Genomic DNA, 23,275 nt, shown 5'->3' with positions numbered 1-23,275 from the left:
AACTAGCGAAATGCTAGTTCTTTTTTTGTAATTGGAGTGTTGATATGAAAGTTATTGCAGTAACAGGATATAAGCCATTTGAACTTGGAATATTTAAAAATGATCATCCAGGGGTGGAGTGTATAAAGAAAGCGTTACACCGTAAATTAACCAATTTTGTAGAAGATGGTTTAGAGTGGGTTATAATAAGTGGCCAATTAGGTGTAGAATTATGGGCTGCTGAAGTTGTTTTTGAAATTCAAGTAGAATATCCAGATTTAAAATTAGCGGTATTCACTCCGTTTTTAGAACAAGAAGAAAATTGGAAAGAAGATAATCGTGAATATTACGAATTTATCCTTTCTCAAGCAGACCATGTTGATAGTATCACGAAACGGAAGTATGAAAGTCCAGAGCAATTTAAATTAAAAAATCACTTTTTTATTGAAAAAAGTGATGCGCTTTTAGCGGTATACGATGAAGAAAAAACAGGAAGTCCCAAATATATTGTAGAAGCAGCAAAGAAAAAAGGAGAAATAGAAAATTATCACAGTTATTTCATTCTTTTTTCTGATTTACAAGATATAATAGAAGAGGAACAGTGGAATAATGCAGAGTAAATATGTAATATAGTACTCGTATATATGATTGACAAAAAGCATTGTTTCTGAAAAAATTTAGTTAATGAAAGTTTTGGTAAAAATTTGAGGTGAAGAAAATGATTTCGGATAAAATTAAATTAACAGCGAAAGATATTTTAGAAAAAGAATTTAAAACAGGTATGAGAGGTTATCAGCAAGAAGAAGTAGACAAGTTTCTTGATATGATCATTAAAGACTATGAAGCTTTCCACAAAGAGTTTGAGCAATTAAAGCAACAAAATGCTCGTTTAAAGCGTGAATTAGAGGAACAAAAACTAGCAGTAACGCAAGTTCCACAACAACCTGTACAAACACCAGTTGCACAACCAGTTTATAACAACACGAATACGGATATTTTAAAACGCTTATCTAACTTAGAAAAAGCTGTATTTGGAAGTAAGTTATACGAATGATGTAAGGTGGGAAAAGGTTTAAGCATTTTACATAGAAAAAAACGTTGCAAAATCTTTTTGTTTCCACTATACTAATGGATGTCATAACGTTTGGGTAATCGCTGCAACGCCAACGTTGTAGAGGAAAGTCCATGCTCGCACGGCCTGAGATGGCTGTAGTGTTCGTGCCTAGCCAATTCATAAGCTAGGGTATTCTGGCTGTAAGGCTGGTTTAACGGCAGGGAAAAAACCTAAGTCCTTTCGGATATGGTTTGACTACCTTTAAAGTGCCACAGTGACGAAGTCCTTGAAGAAATGATAGGAGTGGAACGAGGTAAACCCCACGAGCGAGAAACCCAAATAATGGTAGGGGAATCTTTTCCAAGGAAATGAACGACGGGAAAGGACAGGTTTTATAACCTGTAGATAGATGATTGCCACCGGAGTACGAGGCGTGGGCCGTTTGTAGTACAAAGGAACAGAACATGGCTTACAGAACGTTATGAACCAACTATGAAATAACTCAGCTCTCCTTTGTTAGAGGAGGGCTTTTTATTTGTATGAAGTTATAAAGTATGAGTTAAAATGGTTAATGAGAAAATTTTTCGTAAAATGTAATGATTAATAGGACCAATTGCTATTAATTATTGTTTGAATATACATAAGAGGTGAATGCAAATGGGAAAAGTTACTTTAATTGCAACAGCGGCAATGGGTATTGAAGCGTTAGTTGCCCGAGAAGTTCGCGATCTTGGTTATGAATGTCAAGTAGAAAACAGCAAAGTAACATTTGAAGCAGATGAAAAGGCGATTTGTCGTACGAATTTATGGTTACGTACTGCGGACCGTGTAAAAATTAAAGTTGGCGAATTTAAAGCAACAACATTTGATGAGCTATTTGAAAAAACGAAAGCATTAAACTGGGGAGATTATATTCCAGAGAATGGTGAATTCCCTGTTATCGGAAAATCTTTAAAATCTGAATTATTCAGTGTTTCGGATTGCCAACGTATCGTTAAAAAAGCTGTCGTTGAAAAATTAAAAACAACATATAAACGTACAACTTGGTTTGAAGAAGATGGCCCGTTATTCCGTATCGAGATTGCAATGCTAAAGGATATTGCGACATTAACAATTGATGCGAGCGGTGTTGGACTTCATAAACGTGGATACCGTATGGATCAAGGGGAAGCTCCGTTAAAAGAAACATTAGCTGCGTCTTTAATTAAATTAACAAACTGGAAGCCGGATCGTCCATTTGTTGATCCATTCTGTGGATCAGGTACAATTCCGATTGAAGCAGCATTAATTGGACAAAACATTGCACCAGGATTTAACCGTGGTTTCGCATCTGACGAGTGGGGCTGGGTAGGTAAACAAAACTGGCGTGAAGCTCGTCAAGAAGCTGAAGATTTAGCGAACTATGATCAACGATTACAAATCATTGGATCCGATATTGATCATCGTATGATTCGAGTTGCTCAAGATAATGCAGAAGAAGTAGGCTTGGGCGATTTAATTACATTTAAACAAATGCAAGTAAAAGATTTCACAACAAAAGAGGATTATGGCTACGTTGTAACGAATCCTCCATACGGAGAACGTTTAAGTGAAAAAGCACTTGTTGAACAATTGTACAAAGAAATGGGACAAGTATTCCGCCCATTAGATACATGGTCAGCGTATGTATTAACAAGTTACGAAGCATTTGAGAAGTGCTATGGAAAAGATGCATCGAAGAAACGTAAACTGTTTAACGGATTTATCCGTACAGATTACTACCAATACTTCGGAAAACGTCCACCGCGTAATTCATAGTATAAAACTCCTCCAGCGCGCATATACTGGCTATTATGTAATGCGTAAAGGAGGAAGTGATATGGATAATTTCCAATTATCAATGATTCAAAAAGCTATTCACCGTACGTATGATGAGCTCGGAAAAGAAGTGGATAGTCAAGATGCGATTGTAGATGAAATACAAAAAGCACAAGAAGAATATTTGTCAGCTCTTTCACATGAAACAGCGATTGATAAAAGGTATTTAAAGTCATTAATATAGAAGAAAATTTTCCTTTTTCGAAAGGAAAATTTTTTTCGTGTATTTATATGTATGGCAACAGGGGAAAGTAGCTGCACACATATGAGTAGCGGTTACTATATCTTTTTATAGAAAAACTTTTTGGTTGGAGGCTAAGGATGTTTACTGAGAAGAGATTACCATTTGAAGTAGGAAAACAAGACAATTTTTATGATAAGTTGAATGAGTGGATTGGAGATGTGTTTTACGACATCCTTCCGGAAAAAGGTTTTGAAGAGCGTGATGAACAAATTTTTATGGCGTTTCAATTAGAGCGTGCTTTCCAAGAAAAGAAAGTTATGTTCGCAGAAGCGGGTGTAGGAACAGGGAAAACTATTGTATATCTTCTATATGCAATTTGCTATGCGCGTTATACTGGGAAACCAGCTATTATTGCTTGTGCAGATGAAACGTTAATTGAGCAGCTTGTGAAAGAAGAAGGGGACATTGCTAAGTTATCTGAAGCATTAGGGCTATCTGTTGATGTAAGGCTTGCAAAATCAATGGATAATTATTTATGCTTACGTAAACTTGAAGATGTTATGAGTGGACGAGCTCCAGAAGTAATTGAAGACGTATATTATGAATTACCACAATTCGTATTTGATCATGGTACAATGCAAAACTTTACTCACTATGGTGACAGAAAAGAATTTCCACTTTTAAATGACGAAGAATGGTCAAAAGTAAATTGGGATTACTTCCAAGATTGCTTTACTTGTGATTCTCGTCATCGTTGTGGACAAACTCTTTCTCGTGAACATTATCGTAAAGCAGCAGATTTAATTATTTGTTCTCAAGATTTCTATATGGATCATATTTGGACGTACGATGCTCGTAAGCGTGAAGGGCAAATTCCGTTATTACCAGAAAGTAGCTGTGTTGTATTCGATGAAGGACATCTTGTAGAATATGCAGCTCAAAAAGCTTTAACATATCGTTTAAAGCAAACGATGATGGAGCAACTTTTAACGAGATTATTACAAAACGATATTCGTGAAGAGTTTGCACATTTAGTAGAAGAAACAATTTGGCAAACAGAGCGATTCTTTGATGTGTTACAAGAAAACAAAAAAGAAATTGCTGGTTCTGATCGTTTAGAAATTACTGTGACAGAAAAAGTAACAGCTGAAGCAAAACGACTTTATGCGAAAATTGGTGAAGTCGGTGATGCGTTAGTATTTGAAAGTGAAATGCATACAGTAAATACGTATGATTTAAATATCGTTGATGAACATTTAGATGTATTAGAACATTCACTTCGTCTATTCATGCATGAGAAAAATGTAATTACATGGGGTGAAGAAGGTGATGGGGCCTTCACGTTAGTAATTATGCCACGTGCAGTTGAAGAAGTATTACAAGAGAAAGTATTCTCGAAGAAAATCCCGTATATCTTCTCATCTGCTACATTATCTAATAACGATTCATTCGCATTTACAGCAAATAGCCTAGGGGTAAAAGATTACTTATCATTCTCAGTTGCCTCACCATTTGATTATGAAGAGCAAATGGCAGTAAACTTACTATCGCATACGAAAGAAAATGAGTGGGAAAGAAAGTGTCAATATACACTTGAAAATATACAGAAAACAAACGGACGTACACTTGTATTATTCCGTACAACGCAAGAACTTGCAGCGTTTAAAGAATATGTAAGTAAAGAACAAATGTCAGTTCCGTTCTTATATGAAGGGGATCAAGAAATTAGTCAGCTCGTTTCTCGTTTCCAAAATGAAGAAGAGACTGTACTTTGTGCCGTTCATTTATGGGAAGGTTTAGATATTCCTGGTTCATCATTATCACATGTTATCATTTGGTCATTACCATTCCCTCCAAACGATCCTGTGTTTGAGGCGAAGCGTAAACATGTAAATGATCCATTCTGGGATGTAGATGTACCGTATATGATTTTACGTCTTCGTCAAGGGATTGGCCGTTTAATTCGTACGAGCGACGATAAAGGTGCTATATCAATCTTCTTATCTGATACAGAAGATGAGAAAGTGATAGAAGCGGTGAAAAACGTACTACCAGTAGAAGGTAAAGAATTATAAGGAGAAAGCTTGGCGCTTGCCAAGCTTTTTTTCTATTATAAAAGGAAATTAGATTTTCATGTCGAATTAAGTTTGAGGTAGAAAAAGGAGGTTTTTATACAATGACAGTAGCTACATATGAAGTAGAAAAACAATTTTTAACATACGTGAAGAAGATACAAAATTACGGAGAAGCATTAAGCTTAATGTTTTGGGACTTAAGAACAGGTGCACCTAAAAAAGGTGTGGACCAGCGCTCAGAAGTAATTGGTATGCTTTCATCGGAAGTGTTTGCTATGTCGACTTCAGATGAGATGGGAAATTATTTAGCAGAGCTTGGAGCTTTAATAAGTGAAGACAAACTTTCTGAAACGACGAAGAAAATGGTTGAAGAGTGTCGGAAAGAATATGATAGAAATAAAAAAATTCCACAAGCGGAATATGAAGCGTATGTGAAATTAGAAGCGAAAGCGGAAAGTGTGTGGGAAGAAGCTCGTGAAAAATCTGATTTCGAAATGTTCCGCCCGTACTTAGAAAAAATTGTTGAATTTAAAAAGAAATTTATTACATATTGGGGTTACGAAACATATAAATACAATACATTATTAGACATGTATGAGCCAGGTATTACAGTAGAAGTTTTAGATCACGTATTTGGTCAACTTCGTGAGCGCATCGTGCCGCTTGTAAAAGAAATCTCTGAGTCTAAAAAAGGATTAAAAACAAGTGCTTTATCGGAAAAATTTTCAAAAGAAAAACAAAAGAACTTTACATTAGAACTATTAAAGCAATTGAATTATGACTTTGAAGCAGGCCGTCTTGATGAAACAGTACATCCATTCGAAATTACATTAAATAGAGGGGATGTTCGTATTACGACACGCTATGACGAAAAGGATTTCCGCATGGCTGTGTTTGGAACAATTCATGAATGTGGTCATGCTGTATATGAACAAAATATTGCAGAGAAATTTGAAGGTACACCGTTATGTAGTGGAACATCTATGGGTATTCATGAGTCACAATCGTTATTCTTTGAGAACTTTATCGGCCGTAATAAATCATTCTGGAAGAAAAATTATGATTTATTAAAAGAGTATAGCAATGGTCAATTTGATGATATGTCAGTCGATGAATTTTATGATGCAATTAACGAATCGAAGCCGTCATTCATTCGTATAGAAGCAGATGAGCTTACATACCCGCTTCATGTTATGGTGCGTTATGAATTAGAGAAAGAATTATTTGATGGTACATTACAAGTGAAGGACTTACCAGCAGCTTGGAATGATAAGATGGAAGCATATTTAGGAATTCGTCCGGAAAATGATGCGCAAGGTGTATTGCAAGATGTTCACTGGGCTGGTGGCTCATTTGGATACTTCCCATCTTATGCGCTTGGTTACATGTATGCAGCGCAATTTAAGCAAAGAATGTTAAAAGACATTCCGAACTTTGATGCATTATTAGAAGAAGGAAACGTAACACCAATTCGTGAATGGTTAACAGAACATATTCACCAATATGGTAAAACGAAAAAGCCACTTGAAATTTTAGAAGATGTAACAGGCGAAGGCTTAAATGCAAACTACTTAGCCGATTATTTAGAAACGAAATATAAAGAGATTTATGAGTTGTAAAAAAAGAGCTGCTTAATTGCAGCTCTTTTTATTAAAGGGGATGAGAGAATGGGGTATACATATACAGTAATGAAGCAAGAAGAAGCGGAGGAAATCGCGTATAACTGGCATTATGAAGGGGAATATTCTTTTTACGATATAGAGGCAGATGAAGAAGATTTAGATGAGTTTTTACATGATGAGAGTAGAGGGAATCATACATTTTCTGTGAAGGAAAATGGCATTCTCATTGGTTTTTTTACTGTTTGTAAAATGAATGATAGAACGGTTGAGATAGGACTTGGAATGAGGCCTGATATAACTGGAAATGGATTTGGTTTACAGTTCGTGAATGCTGGACTAGCTTTTAGTGAAGAAAAATACGGGTGCAATTATATAACACTATCAGTAGCGACATTTAATGAGAGAGCGATAAAAGTGTATAAAAGAGCAGGGTTTGAAGCGATTGGAACGTTTATACAGAAAACAAATGGTAGTTATTTTGAGTTTTTGAAAATGAACTATATATGTAAACGTGATTAAGAAACAAAGGATCTTCTGTTTTTTTATTTTGATTTAGAAATATATGATACATATTTTTTTACTTGTTGTAATTGAGGGTTTTGAAATTTTGGTAGAGGGTGTGTATGATAGAAGTTTAGTAGCAAATAGTAGGTTTAGCAAGGAAAGGTAGAGGTAGTATGATTACAATTAAAACGAAAAATGAAATAGATTTGATGCATGAATCTGGAAAATTACTTGCTTCATGTCATAAAGAAATTGCGAAAATGATAAAGCCAGGTATAACGACACAAGAGATTGATACGTTTGTTGAAATGTATTTAAAAAAGCATGGTGCCACATCTGAACAGAAAGGTTACAACGGGTATCCATATGCGATATGTGCATCTGTAAACGATGAAATGTGTCATGCGTTTCCGGCCGATGTTCCTTTAACTGAGGGTAATATTGTAACAATTGACACGGTAGTAAACTTAAATGGGGGGCTTTCAGATTCTGCTTGGACGTATAGAGTTGGAAAAGTTTCTGATGAAGCAGAAAAGTTGTTGTTAGTAGCTGAGAATGCTTTGTGTAAAGGGATTGATCAGGCGGTAATTGGTAATCATGTAGGAGACATTGGCTATGCAATTGAAAGTTATGTAACAAATGAAGGTTTTTCTGTCGCAAGAGACTTTACGGGACATGGGATTGGTAAAGAGATTCATGAAGAACCAGCAATTTTTCATTTTGGGAAACAAGGACAAGGACCTCAGTTACAAGAAGGAATGGTAATTACAATTGAACCGATTGTAAATATAGGTATGCGATATTCTAAAGTAGATTTAAATGGGTGGACTGCACGAACGATGGACGGGAAATTATCAGCTCAATATGAGCATACAATTGCGATTACAAAAGATGGGCCAATCATTTTAACGAAGGTGTAATTGGGAATGAAAGAGTTTGCAAAACTCGAACAAAGATAGTGGTTTTTAAAAATTTGTACGTGTTTTTTTGATAAATGCTTTTCAAAGCATAAAAAGTACGTTATAATCCTTCTATAAAATAAATAGTTAGCTACACTCATATAATCGCGGGGATATGGCCTGCAAGTTTCTACCGAAGTACCGTAAATACTTTGACTATGAGTGAGGACGAATATAATTGCTTGTTTAGCATTCTTTTTTTGCGAAACTCCAAAAGCGCGTCTCTCACTTGTAACGAGTGGTGGCGGCTTTTGGAGTTTTTTTATTGCATAAGAGGGGGAACAAACATGAAAGTATTACAAGAAAAGATTTTGAACGAAGGAAAGGTTTTATCTGGTGACGTATTAAAGGTAGATGCTTTTTTAAATCATCAAATTGATCCAGTACTTATGCAAGAAATCGGAAAAGAATTTGCTAAACGTTTTAAAGAAGAGAACATTACAAAAATCGTGACGATTGAATCTTCAGGCATTGCACCAGCAGTTATGGCTGCATTAGAGCTTGGTGTAAAAGTAATTTTTGCACGAAAACGTAAATCGTTAACGTTACAAGATAATATGTACGTTGCAAACGTATATTCATTTACAAAACAAGAAACAAATGAAATTTCATTATCTCGAAATCATATCGATGAAAATGATCGTGTATTAATCATCGATGACTTTTTAGCAAATGGTCAGGCTGCTTTAGGTTTAATGAGTTTAGTAGAGCAAGCCGGAGCGAGTATTGCAGGAATTGGAATTGTTATTGAAAAAGCATTTCAAGATGGAGGAAAGAAGCTTCGTGAACAAGGCGTTCGTGTTGAATCACTAGCAGAAATTGCATCACTTGATAACGGCACAGTTACATTTGTACAGCAAGAAACTGCGGAGGTGAAATAAACGATGAAGCAGCATCCATTTAAAATTGCATCGCTTGGTATGCAGCATATGCTTGCAATGTATGCTGGAGCAATTATCGTTCCGCTTATTGTGGGCGGTGGACTTGGTTTAAATCAAAAAGAGTTAACATATTTAGTCTCAATTGATTTATTAATGTGCGGCGTTGCGACAATTTTACAAGCATTATCAAATCGCTTTTTCGGTATAGGACTTCCCGTTGTACTTGGTTGTACATTTACAGCCGTTGGACCGATGATTGCGATTGGAAAACAATACGGTGTGTCTTCAATTTATGGAGCAATTATTGCAGCTGGGTTATTCGTTGTTATTTTTGCGAAATTATTTGGAAAACTTGTAAAACTATTTCCACCTGTTGTAACAGGATCTGTCGTTACAGTAATTGGAGTTACACTTGTTCCAGCTGCTATTAATGATATGGCTGGCGGAGTAGGAAGCAAAGATTTCGGAAGTCTTGAAAACTTAGCGTTAGCATTTGGAGTGTTATTATTTATCATCATTATGTATCGTTTCTTTGATGGATTTATCCGTTCCATTTCTATTCTATTAGGTTTGTTGTTCGGTACTATCGTTGCAGCGTTTATGGGGAAAGTAAGCTTGCAAGCAGTTGGAGAAGCAGATTGGTTCCATGGTATTCAGCCATTTTACTTCGGTACACCAACATTTGAATTGACGCCAATTATTACGATGATTTTAGTTGCTTGCGTAGGGATTGTAGAAGCAACGGGTGTATACTTTGCATTATCTGATATTTGCAATAAAAAAATCGGTGAAAAAGAATTAACAAAAGGCTATCGCGCAGAAGGATTAGCGATGGTGTTAGGTGGCATTTTCAACGCGTTCCCATATACAACATACTCTCAAAACGTAGGACTTGTTCAATTAACTGGAGTAAGAAATCGCGTTATTATTTATACTTGCGGTGGTATGTTAATCGTACTTGGTTTCATTCCTAAAATCGCAGCTATTACCACAATTATCCCAAAATCAGTACTGGGCGGTGCGATGTTAGCGATGTTCGGTATGGTTATGGCATATGGTATTAAAATGTTAAGTAGCGTTGATTTTGGTAAACAAGAAAACTTATTAATCGTTGCATGTTCTGTCGGAATTGGGCTTGGCGTAACAGTCGTTCCTACATTATTTTCACAACTTCCAGAAAGCATTCGTATTTTAACAGATAACGGAATTGTACTTGGAAGTGCGTCAGCAGTACTTTTAAATATCGTATTTAATATGGTGCCGCAGCGCAAAGTGAAAGTAGAAGAAGAGCCAGTATCTATGCAAAGTGCAGTAAGAGAAGCGTGAAAAAGCAAGGTCTCGTTATGAGACCTTGCTTTTCTTTTTAAGTGGCATTATTTTCCCGTACGTACCAAGACGCCAAATGTACTCAAGTGGCCCGTATTGGTAATGTGAAAGCCACCAGCGGCTAATAAAGATTTGTAACGTGTAGAAACTAATGCAGAATATTGGTCCAACCCATAATGGAGCAGGATAATAATTTTTAAGGAATAGACCAAATACAAGTAATGTAACAATTGTATGCGAGATGTAATTTGTTAATGCCATTCGTCCAACGTATTGGAATGGACGTAATAACGTTTGCCATTTTTCTTTTTGTAATAAACGCATGAGCGTGAAAATGTAGAATATGAATAACGTTTTTCCGCTAAACATTGTAAAGACCTGCATATAAATTGGTTCATAAAATGGTTTTGATAAGAAGTAACGGACCATGAAGAACCACATTGGTAATGTTAAAAGGAACATAATAATTTGCCATTTTTTAAGTTTTGGATCTAACTCTTTCGTGCGGCGGAAAATATCCTTTTTGCCGGCGTATAAACCAAGCAAAAATAGCCCAACTGTTTCTGGAAGCATAAGTAAATTTAATCCAATTCCATCAGCGTAAAATGCATGGAAACGATTTTGTATTTGTGACAGCCAGTCTTCTAATGGCATGATAGGTAAGGAAAAACCTAGCTCTTCCTTTGGTACCAATGCAACCGTAATACCAGCCATTAGCATAATGAATTGAAAAATACTCAATAAAACGATAGCCCATATTAAAATAGTACGAGGTTCTCTCTTATAAAATAAAAATAAGAAAAATCCAGCAATCGCATAAGTATGTAAAATGTCACCGTCCCATAAAAGAACGTAATGTAAGAAACCGAATAATAATAAAATAAGTAAGCGGCGAACAAACAAAGTTTTTGGGCGGTCGGTTTTCGCCTCAGCACGACTCATAAAAATATAAAAACCTAATCCGAATAAAAACGAAAAAATTGTATAAAATTTCGTTTGAATAAATATATCGTAAAATAGGCGAATATAGCTGTCTATCCCTTCGTAAATTCCTGAAAGATCACGTGAGTCAACCCCGGCGATAACAGGCCAATTCACAAGAAAAATACCTAGTACAGCTATGCCTCTAATAATATCGATGGAGTGTATCCTCTCGCCATGTGTGAGATTTTGCGTCATTTTTTTCCTCCTTGTTAAGTAATTCCCTTTTATTATACAAAATGTAAGATGGAGGGGATAGGCGATATTTCCATTTTTTTAAACTGTTAAGTTATGTAGGATAAGATATAATAAGAGTGCACAATAAGTTTTACCCTTTTTCAAAACAGGCAGTAAAGCTCCTTCTTATAAGGAGCTTTCTTTATGAAAAGTGTTGATAATGATTCTCTTTAATGATAAAATATATTTAAAATTGATAATCATTATCAAAAAAGGTTGGTGCGTAAGTATGGTATATGCATTAGTAGCAGGTACAGTCGCTGTATATGCAGTTATTGCGAAGTATGTTTTAAATGGAGTAGGAACAGCAAAATGAGTGATATGACATAAAATCCCTTTCATTTGTAAAAAGAATGAAAGGGATTTTTTATTTTTAATGAGAATATGCTGAAAATTTAGTATGATAGTAAAGTGAAACTGTAATCAATGGGTAGGTGTAACTCTCACTGGTTATGAGCTCGCAATTAGCGGGAAAAAGTATATACATCTTGGATAAAGGGGAACAAGGGGATGACAAACATAGTACAGACAAACGGTATGAAAAAACTTGTTTGTTTTTATGAAGAGTGGCAAAAACACGGCGATGCAGAGAATAGTTTAAAGTTGTTTGAGGTGATTCAAAAATATAAACAAGAACAGCTTATGATAGCGTTCTGTGGTCACTTCTCTGCGGGGAAATCAACGATGATGAATCATCTATATAAAGCGCAGCTGTTACCAACAAGTCCAATTCCGACAAGCGCTAACGTTGTCAAAATTGAAAAAGGAATGGATCGTGTTGTTGTAACGGTTAAATCTGGAGAACAGTACGAGTATGACGGTGCATATTCAGCTGAAGAATTAAAACAAATTTGTAAAGATGGTGATGAGGTAATTGGTGTTCACATTTATCGGAATGATGCGCCAATTCCTGAAGGTGTTATGTTAGTAGATACACCAGGGATTGACTCAACAGATGATGCCCATCAATTAGCGACAGAATCAACGCTACATCTAGCAGACGTAATTTTTTATATGATGGATTATAATCACGTCCAATCGGAAGTGAATTTGCAATTTGTTAAAGAATTGAAACAACGTAATAAAACGGTTTATCTCGTTGTCAATCAAATAGATAAACATAAAGAAAATGAATTGTCGTTTGAGAATTATAAAGATAGTGTAAAGCAATCGTTCTCTAACTGGGATATTGAAGTAGATGGAGTATATTATACGTCATTACGAATGATGAACCATCCACATAATGAAATTGGAAGCTTAGAAACGTTAATTACTTCTATTATGAAAGAAAAAGAGCAGTATGTAAGGACTGGAATGGAGCGAGAAACAGAATATTTAATGGGGGAACATTTCTCGTTTATTGTTTCTGAAAATGAAAAAGCTCTTTTGAAATATGAGGAAGAGTTAGCATCACCACTTTCTATTTCAGAGGTAGTTGAAAAGAAGGAAGAGTTAACGGAAGCGAAAAATCGTGAGGCAAGTAAAGAGTCTCATGTGAGAAATGAATTTATAAAAGGCCTACAAGCTATATTAGATAACGCGTATTTAATGCCATTTGAAATGAGAGAATTGGCAAATGCGTACTTAGAAACGAAATTAACAAAGTTTAAAGTCGGTTTGCTATTTGCGAAAGGAAAGACGGAGCAAGAAAAACAAAGGCGTGTAGAGGCGTTTTATTCTGCCCTTCAAAAGACTGTTGAAACGCAGCTTGATTTTCATGTGAAGGAATTTATTGTAGCCTTCTTAAAAGAAGAAGGATTGTTCACGGAGGAAATTGGGAAAGACATATATGGGTTAGAAATTGCTTTCGGACCAGAAATGTTGGCTGAGGTAATTAAACAAGGCGCAGGTTTCACAGGTGATTACTTACTTCTTTATACAGCGGATGTAGCGAATGAACTAAAGAAGCGTTATTTTATAAAAGCACAGCAAATTTTTGATAAAAGTGCGGTCGTTTTAAAGCAAAAGGTGAGGGAAGCAGTTGCTCGTATTGAAGAAGAGATTGAAACATATACGATGTTGCAAACGGCGAAAGAAACACAATTACAATACAATAACAATTTGGCGGCATATGAAGACTATTTACGAAATGTTTGGCACGATCATGTTGCTACGCCTGAAGGTTTGCAAATAGATGAGATATTGCAAAGGGAAAAGCAAATTGTTAGTGAGAAATTTACACTACAAGAGCAGGAAATCGTAAACGATAACGTAGCGATTCATGAAGAAGAGCTGAAAGGAACGGCGGCTTTAAATATTCAGCGGATATTAGAGAAAGTGAAAAAAGCTGAAACGATATTAGAGCCATTGCCAGCGCTGAAACATGTACAGCAAGAGGTAATAGAGAAAAGAAGACGTGTAGAAACAAAACAATTTACAGTAGCGTTATTCGGGGCATTTAGTGCTGGAAAATCATCATTTGCCAATGCCTTACTCGGTGAGAAAGTACTTCCTGTATCACCAAACCCGACGACGGCAACGATTAATCAAATTTTGCCGGTTACAGAGGAAAAACCACATGGAACAGTAATTGTTCAGTTTAAATCAAAGCAAGCGTTATTAGAAGATATGAAAGCTGTTTATAAGCTGTTTCATTATGAGATTGCTACGTTAGATGAAGCGTTAGCACAAATTGATAAAGTTATGAAATATCCTTCACCAACTGGGAAGCAAAAAACAACATTTAGCTTTTTACGAGCGGTACAAAAAGGGTATGATGCAGTTTCTACTTATTTAGGAGAACAAGTACAAGTTACATTAGAAGAGTTCTCTGATTATGTAGCGAATGAAGAGAAATCATGCTTCGTTGAGTATATGGAACTTTATTATGATTGTGCTTTAACAAGGCAGGGAGTAGCGCTTGTAGACACACCTGGAGCGGATTCTATCAATGCTCGCCATACGGATGTTGCATTTCAGTATATTAAAAACGCAGATGCTATTTTATTTGTAACATATTATAACCATGTATTCTCTCGTGCTGACCGTGAATTTTTAATTCAGCTTGGTCGTGTAAAGGATACTTTTGCCCTTGATAAAATGTTCTTCTTAATTAATGCTGCGGATTTAGCAGAGTCTGAAGAAGAACTTGAAATGGTAAAAGGTTATATCGCAGATCAGCTACTGCAATACGGTATTAGAAATCCGCGTTTATTTGCAATTTCAAGTTTATGTGCGCTTGAAGAGAAACAAGGAAAGAATGTTGAAAAAGAGAAGTATGGTATTTTACAAAACTCTGGGATTACTAAGTTTGAGGAATCATTTACGTCCTTTATGATGAGAGATTTAATGCTTGTTTCTGTGCATGCTCTATATGGTGCGTTGCAAGGGGCAGATCAGCTTTTAGTAAACATGATAAAGGGTGCAAAGCAGGGGAATGAAGAGAAAGAGAAGCAAACGAAAAAATATGAAGCAGAGCGTGATCAACTACTTCATATCATTTCTTCATATAGTGTACTTGCTGAAGAACAGGCGATGCAAAATGAAGTGAAAGAGTTGCTTTATTACGTGCAACAGCGTCTATTCCTCCGCTATAATGATGTGTTTACTGAATTTATTAATCCGGCATCACTTCGAACGGATGGAAATGTGAAAACACAATTGCAACAGTGTGTTATGGAATTAGTAGCATTTATTCAGCATGATTTATTACAAGAAATGCGTGCGACATCATTACGCCTTGAAAAATGGATAGACGAAGCGATGAAGCGTGCAAAGGATGAAATTGTAGTGAACTGTAAAGTAGAAAATGAATCAATTTCTATGAATGGAACAGTGGAGTATGAATACAAAGATATTACACATAAAGAACCGTTCCCTTCAGTTGAAATAAAAGATTTCAAAAAAGCACTGGCACATTTTAAAAATGAGAAAAGCTTTTTTGAAAAGAATGACAAAGCTTTTATGCAAGAAGACGCTAAATCTGTATTAGAACCGCTCGTATCAAACTATGTAGCTGATGAAAAACATTTATTTGTTCATCATTATAAGCAAGAGTGGGATATGAAGTGGAATTTATTCCAAAAAGTGATGCAGCAAGATGTGATGAACTATTATGAAAGTATATTGTTTGCATTGGCTGAAACGATCGATGTATCTCTATATGAACAAAGTAAAGAACAATTGCAAAAGCAGTTAGTAGAGATTGAAAAAGAAATTTATGTTATATAGTCGTTATGAGAAAAAGATTCGTTCAATTTTCTTTTGAAGTACAGTATCTAAAGATTTTACAAATCCAGCAAATTCATCGGTAGAAATCATATGAGTAAGAACGAGTCGTCTGCCATCTGGTGTTTCACCGCATAAGACGAATGAAGAAAATTCATATGTTTTGTTTTCAACTACTAATTTTGGATAGGAATACGTGTCGCTTTTCTTCTTCTTTCCATCAATAGAGATGACGTTGCATTTTTTCTCATTGTTGTCCATGGTGAATCCCTCCTTTCTATTATTTATGGTAGACAAGGAGTGTTTAGAACAATAGAGAAGGGGGAATTTTTTATGTCTGTTGTAATAGAACGTATTCCAAAAGAGGCTATACCGAAGGCTTTATTGTTACTTGCGGATCCAAGTGAACGGCAAATAGCTACGTATGTACAAAGAGGATTAACATACGTAGCTAAGCAGGGGGGGAGCGTTATCGGTGTATATGTTCTTTTGGAAACAAGGCCAAAGACGATGGAAATCATGAATATTGCGGTTGCAGAGCATTTGCAAGGAAAAGGGATTGGGAAGAAGCTATTAAGGCATGCTGTAGAAACTGCTAAAGGATATGGTATGTCAAAACTTGAAGTTGGTACAGGCAATTCTAGTGTTTCACAACTTGCTTTATATCAAAAATGTGGATTTCGTATTTTTTCTATTGATTTTGATTACTTTTCGAAGCATTATGAAGAAGAGATTATTGAAAATGGGATTGTATGTCGTGATATGATCCGGCTTGCAATGGAATTGAATAAAAACGTATAACTATTTAGGGGGAAGAGAAGATGGAAGTACATAAAGCAATTACAGCACATTCTCGTAAACAAAATGAAAGTGTAAAAGCATGTTTACAATTAGATGCACAGCGTGAAGCAGCTATTGAAGCTGCCGTATCTCTTGCGTCAAATGGGAAAGAATTTTCGGTTGATGTCATTAATGTTGTAACGAAGCAGATTAATGATCTTGCAAAAAATGGTGTTACCTTGCAGCGTAAATATGTTACAGAAGAAATGGTTATGGAGTATGTAAGTCGTTTGAAAGAGAAAGAAGGTCGTTAAAGATGATAGTTACAGTCGAATGGTTACGTGAGCATATAGAAGATGAGAATGTCCGTATAATCGATTGTCGTTTTGATTTAGCGAATCCTAATTGGGGTAGAGAAAAGTATGAAGAAGGACATATTCCTCATGCGTTATATTTTGATTTGAATTTAGATTTATCAAGTCCTATAGCAGAACATGGTGGCCGCCATCCTTTACCAAATATTGAGGAGTTTGCAGACAAGCTTTCGAAGGCTGGTATTGATGAACATACGACAGTAATTGCGTATGACAGTCAAGCCTGTGCAAATGCTGCTCGTTTATGGTGGTTATGTAACTATGTAGGACATGAGAAAGTATATATATTAGATGGTGGTTTCCAGGCTTGGAAAGAGAATGGACTACCGACAACAGCGGAAATTCCTATTGCTATACGAAAAACATTCAAAGCTAATATACAAGATCATATGCTTGTAACGATGGAAACGGTCAGAGAGAATATCCGTGCAGGTGCGGATGTTACATTAATTGATTCAAGAGAGCCCAAACGTTATGCTGGTGTAGAGGAACTTGTCGATCATAAAGCAGGACATATTCCAACAGCGGTAAACCATTTTTGGAAGGATGGAATGTTGCAATCAGGACAATTTAAGAATAAAGCTGGGCAACAAGAACGATTCCAAAATCTGTCGAAAGATAAGGAAACCATTGTATATTGTGGTTCTGGTGTTACGGCATGTCCAAATATCGTCGCATTAAAATTGGCTGGATTCCAAAATGTTAAATTGTATGCAGGTAGCTGGAGTGATTGGATCTCTTATCCAGAAAATCAAATTGCAAAAGAAGAAGATTAATCACTTGCATGCAAAAATAATTTGTATTAAAATAAGGTCACAAGCAAGAGATTGCTCGAAAAACTTTGTATTTTACACATTGGAAACAATGTGATAATATAACGACAAGTAAATAATACATCCTGCGGTGTGCGTAACTTATTTATGTCTAAAACCGATGTTAGTTATACGGAAGCTCAATATTTAGCGACCATCATCAAGCCTTCCTTGTGGAGGAAGATGTACGGTAACTGTGAGGGCATCCACCTGCGAGTAGCGGGTTTTTGGACATTTACGAGGAGCGGCACGTGCGGGGGTCTTATTTCAACTAACCTTATATAAAATTCCTACGGTGTACGTAGCTTATGCATGTCTTAAACCAATAAGTTTAATATGGAAGTTCAATATTTAAATGTAGCTAACATGCCATCTTTTTAAGAAGGAAGTTACAAACATTTGTGAGGGCATCCACCTGTGAGAGCAGGTTTATGGACATCTAGAGAGAACGGCATATGTGGGGCTATATAAAAACCTTACGTTTTATACGTAAGGTTTTTTTGTTGCATAGATATATTAATATTATCTTGATTCACCTGTGAAGTTTCCGTAATAAATGTAGCACTTTCTGTCTTCATCAATCTCTCTTGAATCCAAGGAGAATTCCATAGAAATGCCGTCTCGCTGAATATATATAATATCTGAATGAAGAGATGGTAAAATTTCTTCGTAGTTCCATACATCTTGACTATCTACTAAGCTTGAACTCGTTTCACTTAGTTCTCTAATTTCAAAACCGATGTGGGAGTATGTAGGGTCTGAAGGGTCATTGGCGAAAACTTCTTTTTGAATATAAATAACTGCTGTTCCGTCTGGATCAACCGAAGTTGCAGTAACAACATAAGTATTTTTCTCTTTAATAAAATATTCACAAGTCATGCGTGCGATAATTTCAGAATTAGAAATATTGGCGTAGTTCCATAAAGCAGGATACCCTTTCGTTTCATCATTAAGTCGATATTCTAAGCGCATTTTATACCTCTTCTTCCTTTTTCTTCTACTTTATCATGCCATCCTATATAATAGGAATAGAATTTAAAAAGGGGAGTGCGAAGGTGACAAAAACGAAATGGCTAGTAGGTGGTGTCGTAACGTCTTTAATGACTGGCACTTTATTTGGTTGCGCACAAGATCTTCCCCCAAAACCGAATGATAATAGTTGTTCTGATTGGGATTGGGATGATGAACTTGGGGTATGGCAGTGTGATGATAGTAGTTCAGGTTATCGTGGGCATTATTTCTATGGTGGGCGATACTATCAAAATAAATCCACTTTTAAAAATTCATCGGCGTTTAAATCGTATCAATCGTCTGCTGAATTTAAAGGTGGAATTGGAAGCGGTTCAAAGGGAGGATTTGGGGGCTAAAATATGTCGCAATACATAAGGGATCGAAAAGAATTTTATTTAAAATATCCGAATTTTTGGTCGGATTTATATGAATGTGAGTATAGTTTGTTTCATGTTTTTTCTATAACAAATCAGACTTTGGACCAATTACACTTAGCGACTGAACGAATGGGCAAAATATTTTTTAAGACTGCTAGACTGCTGCGTAATCTAAGTGACGAACAGCTTCTAGATCTTGGCTTTCCATCCCCGAGTTTATCATTCATTAGAATGAAAGGGCTTTATCCTGAATCTGTAATTTCGCGATTTGATTTTGCTGTAACAGAGGATAACAAAATCAAAATGCTTGAGTTTAATAGTGATACACCAACTTTTATTGTGGAATGTTTTCAAATGAATGGGAAAGTATGTGAAAATCTAGGCTATGATGATCCAAACTCGGATCAAGAACGATTGCTATCTTCTGGTGTAACGAAAGCAGTAATGGAAGCGACAAAGGGATTAGATAATCCAAATGTTGTTTTTACAGCACATCATGAACATATCGAGGATTGGAATACCACTATGTATTTAAGTCAGCTATGCCATGTTGAAAATAAAGTAGTGCCAATGTCAGAACTTAGAATTACAAAAGATGCTCTAGTTGATAAAGATGGGGCGAAGATTGATGTTTTATATCGCCAAACATATCCGATAGAAGATTTAATTGAGGATCAAGATCCTGAAACAGGAGATTTGGTAGGTGTGGAACTGCTGCAACTTGTAAAAGCCGGAAAGCTTTTTATAATAAATCCTTTGTCAGCATTTTTACTTCAGCCAAAATCAATTCAGTGTCTTATTTGGGGGTTAGCAGAAGAAGAGGTCTTTTATACAAACGAGGAACAACAGTGGATTAAAGAATATATGTTACCTACATATTTAGAACCAGATTTATTTTTAGGAAAAGGTTCTTTCGTTCAAAAACCTTCATTTGGTAGAGAAGGAGATACAATTACGATTCGCGATAAGGATGAAAATATTATGCTTCAAAATGCACATCAAACGTATAAAACTGCACTGCCGATATTTCAAAAGTATACAGAACTGCCAGTCGTATCCTTGGAAACAGAAAAAGGGATGGAGAAACTGTCCTATGTGTTTGGGTCTTTTTTAATTGCTGGAAAAGCGAGTAGTATCGGTATTCGCGCGGGAGAAAAGATTACAGGAAATGAATCGTACTATTTACCGGTAGGTATAAAAAGGAGGGGGAAAAATGATTAATTTTTTATTATATTTAGCAGTAACACTTGGACTTTTATGTATTGGTCTGTTCTTGATGGAAGTGACAACGAAAGTTAAGGAATTTAAGTTAATGGCTCAAGGTAATAAGGCGGTAAGCTATGTGCTTGGAGGGCGATTACTTGGGTTAGCTATCGTTTTATATTCGACAGCAGCTAATTCAATTTCACTTCTTGATATGATTTCGTGGGGAGCAGTTGGGATTTTGGCTCAAATTATCGTCTTTTATTTAGCTGAGTGGCTTACACCACGCTTTAATATAAACAAAAGTCTCGAAGAAGATAATCAAGCAGTCGGTCTTTTTCTTATGTTTTTATCGCTTTCAATTGGGATTGTAATCGCTGGTTGTATAACTTATTAAAAACTTTACGTTTAAACGTAAAGTTTTTTATTTTATCCCGCTATTTGCCGGGCAGCCCGATTGGTGAGGGCTAATAATCAGTGGCGGATGAACAAAACCCCCACTGATTAAAGTTTCACTTTATATACGTTAGTTTGCCATACCATTTGAAAAAATTGTAGGCTACGGTTGACATCTATTTTAAATAAGAGTAACATTTTCAATGTAATGAAAATAAGTCTCTGTTAGGTGAGGCTCCTGTATAGAGAAATGCTACTGCCCAAAAATGTCGAGAGACGCCAATGGGTCAACAGGAATGATCGAATTAAGGTTTTTCTTAACGTAGCTGGTAATGTACCTATGCTATACAGTGCTAAAACTCGGTGAGGGAGAGGTCCGTAGATTTCTAATTATATTAGAAATCGTTTATTTGTGTATGTAATGGCCGCTACTCTCTTAAGGGTAGGGGTCTTTTTTGTTACCAAGCTATGAGTAATTTCATATTATAAACTATAAAATTAAACGAGGAGGTGAGGAGCATGTCAAATTCTGACTCGGTTCCGTTACCCATATACTTCAAATCAAAAATATATGATGTAGGCAGGAAACGATTTGTTCCTCCCTCTATATTTATCACAATATAGCGTTTATAAAGCGCGAGACACTTTCACAGTAAAGTGGATAAATTGAGAAACAAAGCGTTTCTTCCTATGTTGTAAAGGAGGAGACGATAATATGTTATATGTAAACAAAACTGTGGGTAACACGTCATATAAACTAAGTAAAAAATCAATAAAAGAACAAACAATGCTCCAAAAAAATAAAGATTTATTAATTGAAATTGCAACAAGAGATGTAAAATCTGTATTTGCATATTTTAAAACAACAAGAGACGGACTATCAATGAAAGAGGCACAAAAACGTATTCAAGTATATGGCCGAAATGAACTAACTTCAAAAAGAGCACTTCTTGCAGAAGTAATGATGAAGCTAGGTGGCATGATTCCAGGTTTTTCAAAACAACGTGTGTGTGATGAATTACAACGTGAAACGATTACTGTATCTAGAGTAGAATGTTCTAGTAGTACAGGGTTAAATAGTGAACTGAAAATGATGGAGATACCTGTGCAAGAACTTGTACCTGGAGATATGATTTTTCTTTCGGCTGGAGATGCTGTGCCAGCTGATGTACGTATTATTTATGCAGATGATTTATTAGTGAATGAGTCTGTGTTAACGGGAAACGAAGCGAATATAGAGAAGTTTGAGAGCTGCTATCACCTTGAACGTAAACGGTTTATTCCATTAAAACGGATGAAAGATTATAATCCACTTGAGCTTGAAAATGTATGTTTTAAAGGTTCGCATATCGTTAGTGGAAATGCAAAAGCTATCGTTGTTTCTACTGGAAAAAATACGTATTCAGGCATCTTGCATACTTGTTGTAGTAGAACGTCTTAATGTGTTAATGATGCTAAATATACAAAAACAATGTATAATAGACAAAGTTGAGCAAAAACGTAGAATGGTAATCTATTTATATAACCTTACGTGATAACGTAAGGTTATTATTTTTTTAATAGGAGAGGAATTATGAAAAAAGTATTATTAGTTGATGGTATGGCACTATTATTTCGTGCTTTTTACGCAACAAGTGTCTACGGACAATTTATGAAACGACAAGATGGAACCCCTACGAACGGGATTCATGGTTATATGAAACACTTATTAACAGCTACGCAAGCGATCGAACCAACACATATCGTTACATGCTGGGATATGGGAAGTACGACATTTAGAACAGAATCGTTCTCGAATTATAAAGCAAATCGTGCAGCGCCACCAGAAGAATTAATTCCTCAATTTGATTTAGTGCAAGAAATGACTGCAAAATTATCCATTCCAGTTATCGGTATGAAAGGCTACGAAGCCGATGATTGTATCGGTACGCTTGCAAAACAATATTGCAATGAAGCTGAAGTTTATATTTTAACAGGTGATACGGATTTACTTCAACTTGTTGATAAGAGCGTTACAGTCATGCTTCTGCGTAAAGGAATTGGAAATTACGAATATTACACACCGGAGAAAATCATGGAAGAAAAAGGTGTAGAGCCGTGGCAAATCGTCCATGCAAAAGCTTTCATGGGAGATACAAGTGATAATTATCCAGGGGTAAAAGGTATCGGTGAAAAAACAGCGTATAAGCTTATTCAAGAGCACGGAACAGTATCCGCTGTACTAGAAAATGTAGAATCATTAACAAAAGCGCAGCGTACGAAGATTGAAAGTGATTTAGAGAACTTAAATATTTCGTTACAATTAGCCCAAATTCACTGTGAAGTTCCAATTTCATGTTCACTAGAAGAAGGATTACACACAATGGATGAAGAAAAACTTAGATTTGTTTGTGAAGAAATGAATTGGGGAAGACCTGAAATATTAATAAATATGCTATAAATAGTTTGGGAAGAGGGATGTTGCATAAGTCGAACTTTGACTTAGTGACACCTTCT

At 35.8% G+C, this 23,275-nt stretch carries 23 protein-coding genes, 3 other RNA genes and 2 riboswitches; of the genes, 23 read left to right on the top strand and 3 right to left on the bottom strand.

The genetic code is table 11. The features are described 5' to 3' along the window. Positions 1-44 precede the first annotated feature (44 nt). The 11 genes from AB6801_RS04430 (at position 45) to pbuX (ending at position 10,441) form a co-directional block, all read left to right on the top strand. On the top strand, positions 45-599 hold the full coding sequence (locus AB6801_RS04430; RefSeq protein ID WP_097998923.1) for an SLOG family protein: 555 nt from the start codon (positions 45-47) through the stop codon (positions 597-599). 98 nt (positions 600-697) lie between these two features. Continuing rightward, a complete protein-coding gene (gene gpsB, locus AB6801_RS04425) occupies positions 698-1,033 on the top strand; it encodes a cell division regulator GpsB (RefSeq protein WP_000622431.1) in 336 nt (111 codons plus the stop codon). Between the two features lie 86 nt (positions 1,034-1,119). Then, positions 1,120-1,510: RNase P RNA component class B (gene rnpB / locus AB6801_RS04420), an RNA gene on the top strand. A 180-nt stretch (positions 1,511-1,690) separates the two neighbouring features. Continuing rightward, a complete protein-coding gene (locus tag AB6801_RS04415) occupies positions 1,691-2,830 on the top strand; it encodes a THUMP domain-containing class I SAM-dependent RNA methyltransferase (RefSeq protein WP_000521224.1) in 1,140 nt (379 codons plus the stop codon). Between the two features lie 61 nt (positions 2,831-2,891). Then, positions 2,892-3,074 carry a DUF3921 family protein gene (locus AB6801_RS04410; RefSeq protein WP_000368569.1) on the top strand — a complete coding sequence of 61 codons (183 nt, stop codon included), beginning with the start codon at positions 2,892-2,894 and terminating at the stop codon, positions 3,072-3,074. A gap of 137 nt (positions 3,075-3,211) precedes the next feature. Further along, positions 3,212-5,149 (top strand): ATP-dependent DNA helicase, encoded by a 1,938-nt coding sequence (locus tag AB6801_RS04405; protein ID WP_000493698.1) that lies wholly within the window; start codon positions 3,212-3,214, stop codon positions 5,147-5,149. A gap of 101 nt (positions 5,150-5,250) precedes the next feature. Then, positions 5,251-6,768, top strand: coding sequence for a carboxypeptidase (gene ypwA / locus AB6801_RS04400; RefSeq protein WP_097998924.1), 1,518 nt, complete (start codon positions 5,251-5,253; stop codon positions 6,766-6,768). A 48-nt stretch (positions 6,769-6,816) separates the two neighbouring features. Continuing rightward, on the top strand, positions 6,817-7,290 hold the full coding sequence (locus AB6801_RS04395) for a GNAT family N-acetyltransferase (protein WP_087948100.1): 474 nt from the start codon (positions 6,817-6,819) through the stop codon (positions 7,288-7,290). Between the two features lie 158 nt (positions 7,291-7,448). Beyond that, entirely contained in the window at positions 7,449-8,195 is a 747-nt protein-coding gene (locus AB6801_RS04390) for a type I methionyl aminopeptidase (protein ID WP_087948101.1), read from the top strand. A gap of 116 nt (positions 8,196-8,311) precedes the next feature. Next, a riboswitch (purine riboswitch) is annotated at positions 8,312-8,413 on the top strand. Between the two features lie 108 nt (positions 8,414-8,521). Beyond that, entirely contained in the window at positions 8,522-9,115 is a 594-nt protein-coding gene (locus AB6801_RS04385) for a xanthine phosphoribosyltransferase (protein ID WP_000866483.1), read from the top strand. A gap of 3 nt (positions 9,116-9,118) precedes the next feature. After that, positions 9,119-10,441 carry a xanthine permease PbuX gene (pbuX, locus tag AB6801_RS04380; RefSeq protein WP_000809223.1) on the top strand — a complete coding sequence of 441 codons (1,323 nt, stop codon included), beginning with the start codon at positions 9,119-9,121 and terminating at the stop codon, positions 10,439-10,441. A 15-nt stretch (positions 10,442-10,456) separates the two neighbouring features. Here the strand turns inward: pbuX and AB6801_RS04375 are convergent, their stop codons facing one another. Further along, positions 10,457-11,620 (bottom strand): DUF418 domain-containing protein, encoded by a 1,164-nt coding sequence (locus AB6801_RS04375; RefSeq protein ID WP_097998925.1) that lies wholly within the window; start codon positions 11,618-11,620, stop codon positions 10,457-10,459. A 190-nt stretch (positions 11,621-11,810) separates the two neighbouring features. On the opposite strand from AB6801_RS04375, the gene AB6801_RS04370 reads away from it, so the two are divergent. Continuing rightward, entirely contained in the window at positions 11,811-11,975 is a 165-nt protein-coding gene (locus AB6801_RS04370; RefSeq protein ID WP_176521030.1) for a hypothetical protein, read from the top strand. A gap of 194 nt (positions 11,976-12,169) precedes the next feature. Continuing rightward, positions 12,170-15,829: a dynamin family protein gene (locus tag AB6801_RS04365; protein WP_053514226.1), complete on the top strand. Its 3,660-nt coding sequence runs from the start codon at positions 12,170-12,172 to the stop codon at positions 15,827-15,829. Between the two features lie 3 nt (positions 15,830-15,832). Here AB6801_RS04365 and AB6801_RS04360 read toward each other — a convergent pair whose 3' ends face one another. Next, on the bottom strand, positions 15,833-16,087 hold the full coding sequence (locus AB6801_RS04360) for a DUF3931 domain-containing protein (protein ID WP_000369740.1): 255 nt from the start codon (positions 16,085-16,087) through the stop codon (positions 15,833-15,835). Between the two features lie 72 nt (positions 16,088-16,159). Here AB6801_RS04360 and AB6801_RS04355 point away from each other — a divergent pair, with 72 nt between their 5' ends. The 5 genes from AB6801_RS04355 (at position 16,160) to ssrS (AB6801_RS04335) (ending at position 18,260) form a co-directional block, all read left to right on the top strand. After that, positions 16,160-16,627, top strand: coding sequence for a GNAT family N-acetyltransferase (locus AB6801_RS04355; protein ID WP_000117686.1), 468 nt, complete (start codon positions 16,160-16,162; stop codon positions 16,625-16,627). 20 nt (positions 16,628-16,647) lie between these two features. After that, a complete protein-coding gene (locus AB6801_RS04350) occupies positions 16,648-16,920 on the top strand; it encodes a YpbS family protein (RefSeq protein ID WP_000451818.1) in 273 nt (90 codons plus the stop codon). A gap of 2 nt (positions 16,921-16,922) precedes the next feature. Beyond that, positions 16,923-17,756, top strand: coding sequence for a sulfurtransferase (locus tag AB6801_RS04345; protein ID WP_061654666.1), 834 nt, complete (start codon positions 16,923-16,925; stop codon positions 17,754-17,756). A 116-nt stretch (positions 17,757-17,872) separates the two neighbouring features. After that, a non-coding RNA gene (ssrS, locus tag AB6801_RS04340) (6S RNA) lies at positions 17,873-18,055 on the top strand. Positions 18,056-18,076: 21 nt separating this feature from the next. After that, positions 18,077-18,260: non-coding RNA, 6S RNA (gene ssrS, locus AB6801_RS04335), on the top strand. Positions 18,261-18,314: 54 nt separating this feature from the next. Here the strand turns inward: ssrS (AB6801_RS04335) and AB6801_RS04330 are convergent. Further along, positions 18,315-18,764: a hypothetical protein gene (locus tag AB6801_RS04330; protein ID WP_001235520.1), complete on the bottom strand. Its 450-nt coding sequence runs from the start codon at positions 18,762-18,764 to the stop codon at positions 18,315-18,317. An 83-nt stretch (positions 18,765-18,847) separates the two neighbouring features. Here AB6801_RS04330 and AB6801_RS04325 point away from each other — a divergent pair, with 83 nt between their 5' ends. The 5 genes from AB6801_RS04325 (at position 18,848) to AB6801_RS04305 (ending at position 23,219) form a co-directional block, all read left to right on the top strand. Further along, complete coding sequence (locus AB6801_RS04325) at positions 18,848-19,159, top strand: hypothetical protein (RefSeq protein WP_000169030.1); 312 nt, start codon at positions 18,848-18,850, stop codon at positions 19,157-19,159. Between the two features lie 3 nt (positions 19,160-19,162). Next, entirely contained in the window at positions 19,163-20,401 is a 1,239-nt protein-coding gene (locus AB6801_RS04320) for a glutathionylspermidine synthase family protein (RefSeq protein WP_000084940.1), read from the top strand. Then, positions 20,394-20,780 carry a DUF350 domain-containing protein gene (locus AB6801_RS04315; RefSeq protein ID WP_000606857.1) on the top strand — a complete coding sequence of 129 codons (387 nt, stop codon included), beginning with the start codon at positions 20,394-20,396 and terminating at the stop codon, positions 20,778-20,780. Before AB6801_RS04320 ends, AB6801_RS04315 begins: the two co-directional genes overlap by 8 nt. Before the next feature lie 213 nt (positions 20,781-20,993). Then, a riboswitch (M-box (ykoK) riboswitch) is annotated at positions 20,994-21,159 on the top strand. A 335-nt stretch (positions 21,160-21,494) separates the two neighbouring features. Continuing rightward, positions 21,495-22,220: a P-type ATPase actuator domain-containing protein gene (locus AB6801_RS04310; protein WP_097998927.1), complete on the top strand. Its 726-nt coding sequence runs from the start codon at positions 21,495-21,497 to the stop codon at positions 22,218-22,220. Between the two features lie 132 nt (positions 22,221-22,352). Then, positions 22,353-23,219, top strand: a complete 867-nt coding sequence (locus tag AB6801_RS04305) for a 5'-3' exonuclease (protein ID WP_000757075.1) — start codon at positions 22,353-22,355, stop codon at positions 23,217-23,219. The last annotated feature ends 56 nt before the right edge of the window (positions 23,220-23,275 follow it).

It is taken from the genome of Bacillus sp. RCC_6_1 (genome assembly GCF_041360755.1).
GTDB lineage: Bacteria > Bacillota > Bacilli > Bacillales > Bacillaceae_G > Bacillus_A > Bacillus_A cereus.
Note: the sequence above shows the minus strand (reverse complement) of the source record. Positions and strands in the feature narration are given on the sequence as shown.

Bases quoted from the DNA above. Each gene is read 5' to 3' on its own strand.
- AB6801_RS04430 (WP_097998923.1), top strand. From the start codon at position 45: ATGAAAGTTATTGCAGTAACAGGATATAAGCCATTTGAACTTGGAATA.
- gpsB (WP_000622431.1), top strand. From the start codon at position 698: ATGATTTCGGATAAAATTAAATTAACAGCGAAAGATATTTTAGAAAAA.
- AB6801_RS04415 (WP_000521224.1), top strand. From the start codon at position 1,691: ATGGGAAAAGTTACTTTAATTGCAACAGCGGCAATGGGTATTGAAGCG.
- AB6801_RS04410 (WP_000368569.1), top strand. From the start codon at position 2,892: ATGGATAATTTCCAATTATCAATGATTCAAAAAGCTATTCACCGTACG.
- AB6801_RS04405 (WP_000493698.1), top strand. From the start codon at position 3,212: ATGTTTACTGAGAAGAGATTACCATTTGAAGTAGGAAAACAAGACAAT.
- ypwA (WP_097998924.1), top strand. From the start codon at position 5,251: ATGACAGTAGCTACATATGAAGTAGAAAAACAATTTTTAACATACGTG.
- AB6801_RS04395 (WP_087948100.1), top strand. From the start codon at position 6,817: ATGGGGTATACATATACAGTAATGAAGCAAGAAGAAGCGGAGGAAATC.
- AB6801_RS04390 (WP_087948101.1), top strand. From the start codon at position 7,449: ATGATTACAATTAAAACGAAAAATGAAATAGATTTGATGCATGAATCT.
- AB6801_RS04385 (WP_000866483.1), top strand. From the start codon at position 8,522: ATGAAAGTATTACAAGAAAAGATTTTGAACGAAGGAAAGGTTTTATCT.
- pbuX (WP_000809223.1), top strand. From the start codon at position 9,119: ATGAAGCAGCATCCATTTAAAATTGCATCGCTTGGTATGCAGCATATG.
- AB6801_RS04375 (WP_097998925.1), bottom strand. From the start codon at position 11,620: ATGACGCAAAATCTCACACATGGCGAGAGGATACACTCCATCGATATT.
- AB6801_RS04365 (WP_053514226.1), top strand. From the start codon at position 12,170: ATGACAAACATAGTACAGACAAACGGTATGAAAAAACTTGTTTGTTTT.
- AB6801_RS04360 (WP_000369740.1), bottom strand. From the start codon at position 16,087: ATGGACAACAATGAGAAAAAATGCAACGTCATCTCTATTGATGGAAAG.
- AB6801_RS04355 (WP_000117686.1), top strand. From the start codon at position 16,160: ATGTCTGTTGTAATAGAACGTATTCCAAAAGAGGCTATACCGAAGGCT.
- AB6801_RS04350 (WP_000451818.1), top strand. From the start codon at position 16,648: ATGGAAGTACATAAAGCAATTACAGCACATTCTCGTAAACAAAATGAA.
- AB6801_RS04345 (WP_061654666.1), top strand. From the start codon at position 16,923: ATGATAGTTACAGTCGAATGGTTACGTGAGCATATAGAAGATGAGAAT.
- AB6801_RS04330 (WP_001235520.1), bottom strand. From the start codon at position 18,764: ATGCGCTTAGAATATCGACTTAATGATGAAACGAAAGGGTATCCTGCT.
- AB6801_RS04320 (WP_000084940.1), top strand. From the start codon at position 19,163: ATGTCGCAATACATAAGGGATCGAAAAGAATTTTATTTAAAATATCCG.
- AB6801_RS04315 (WP_000606857.1), top strand. From the start codon at position 20,394: ATGATTAATTTTTTATTATATTTAGCAGTAACACTTGGACTTTTATGT.
- AB6801_RS04310 (WP_097998927.1), top strand. From the start codon at position 21,495: ATGTTATATGTAAACAAAACTGTGGGTAACACGTCATATAAACTAAGT.
- AB6801_RS04305 (WP_000757075.1), top strand. From the start codon at position 22,353: ATGAAAAAAGTATTATTAGTTGATGGTATGGCACTATTATTTCGTGCT.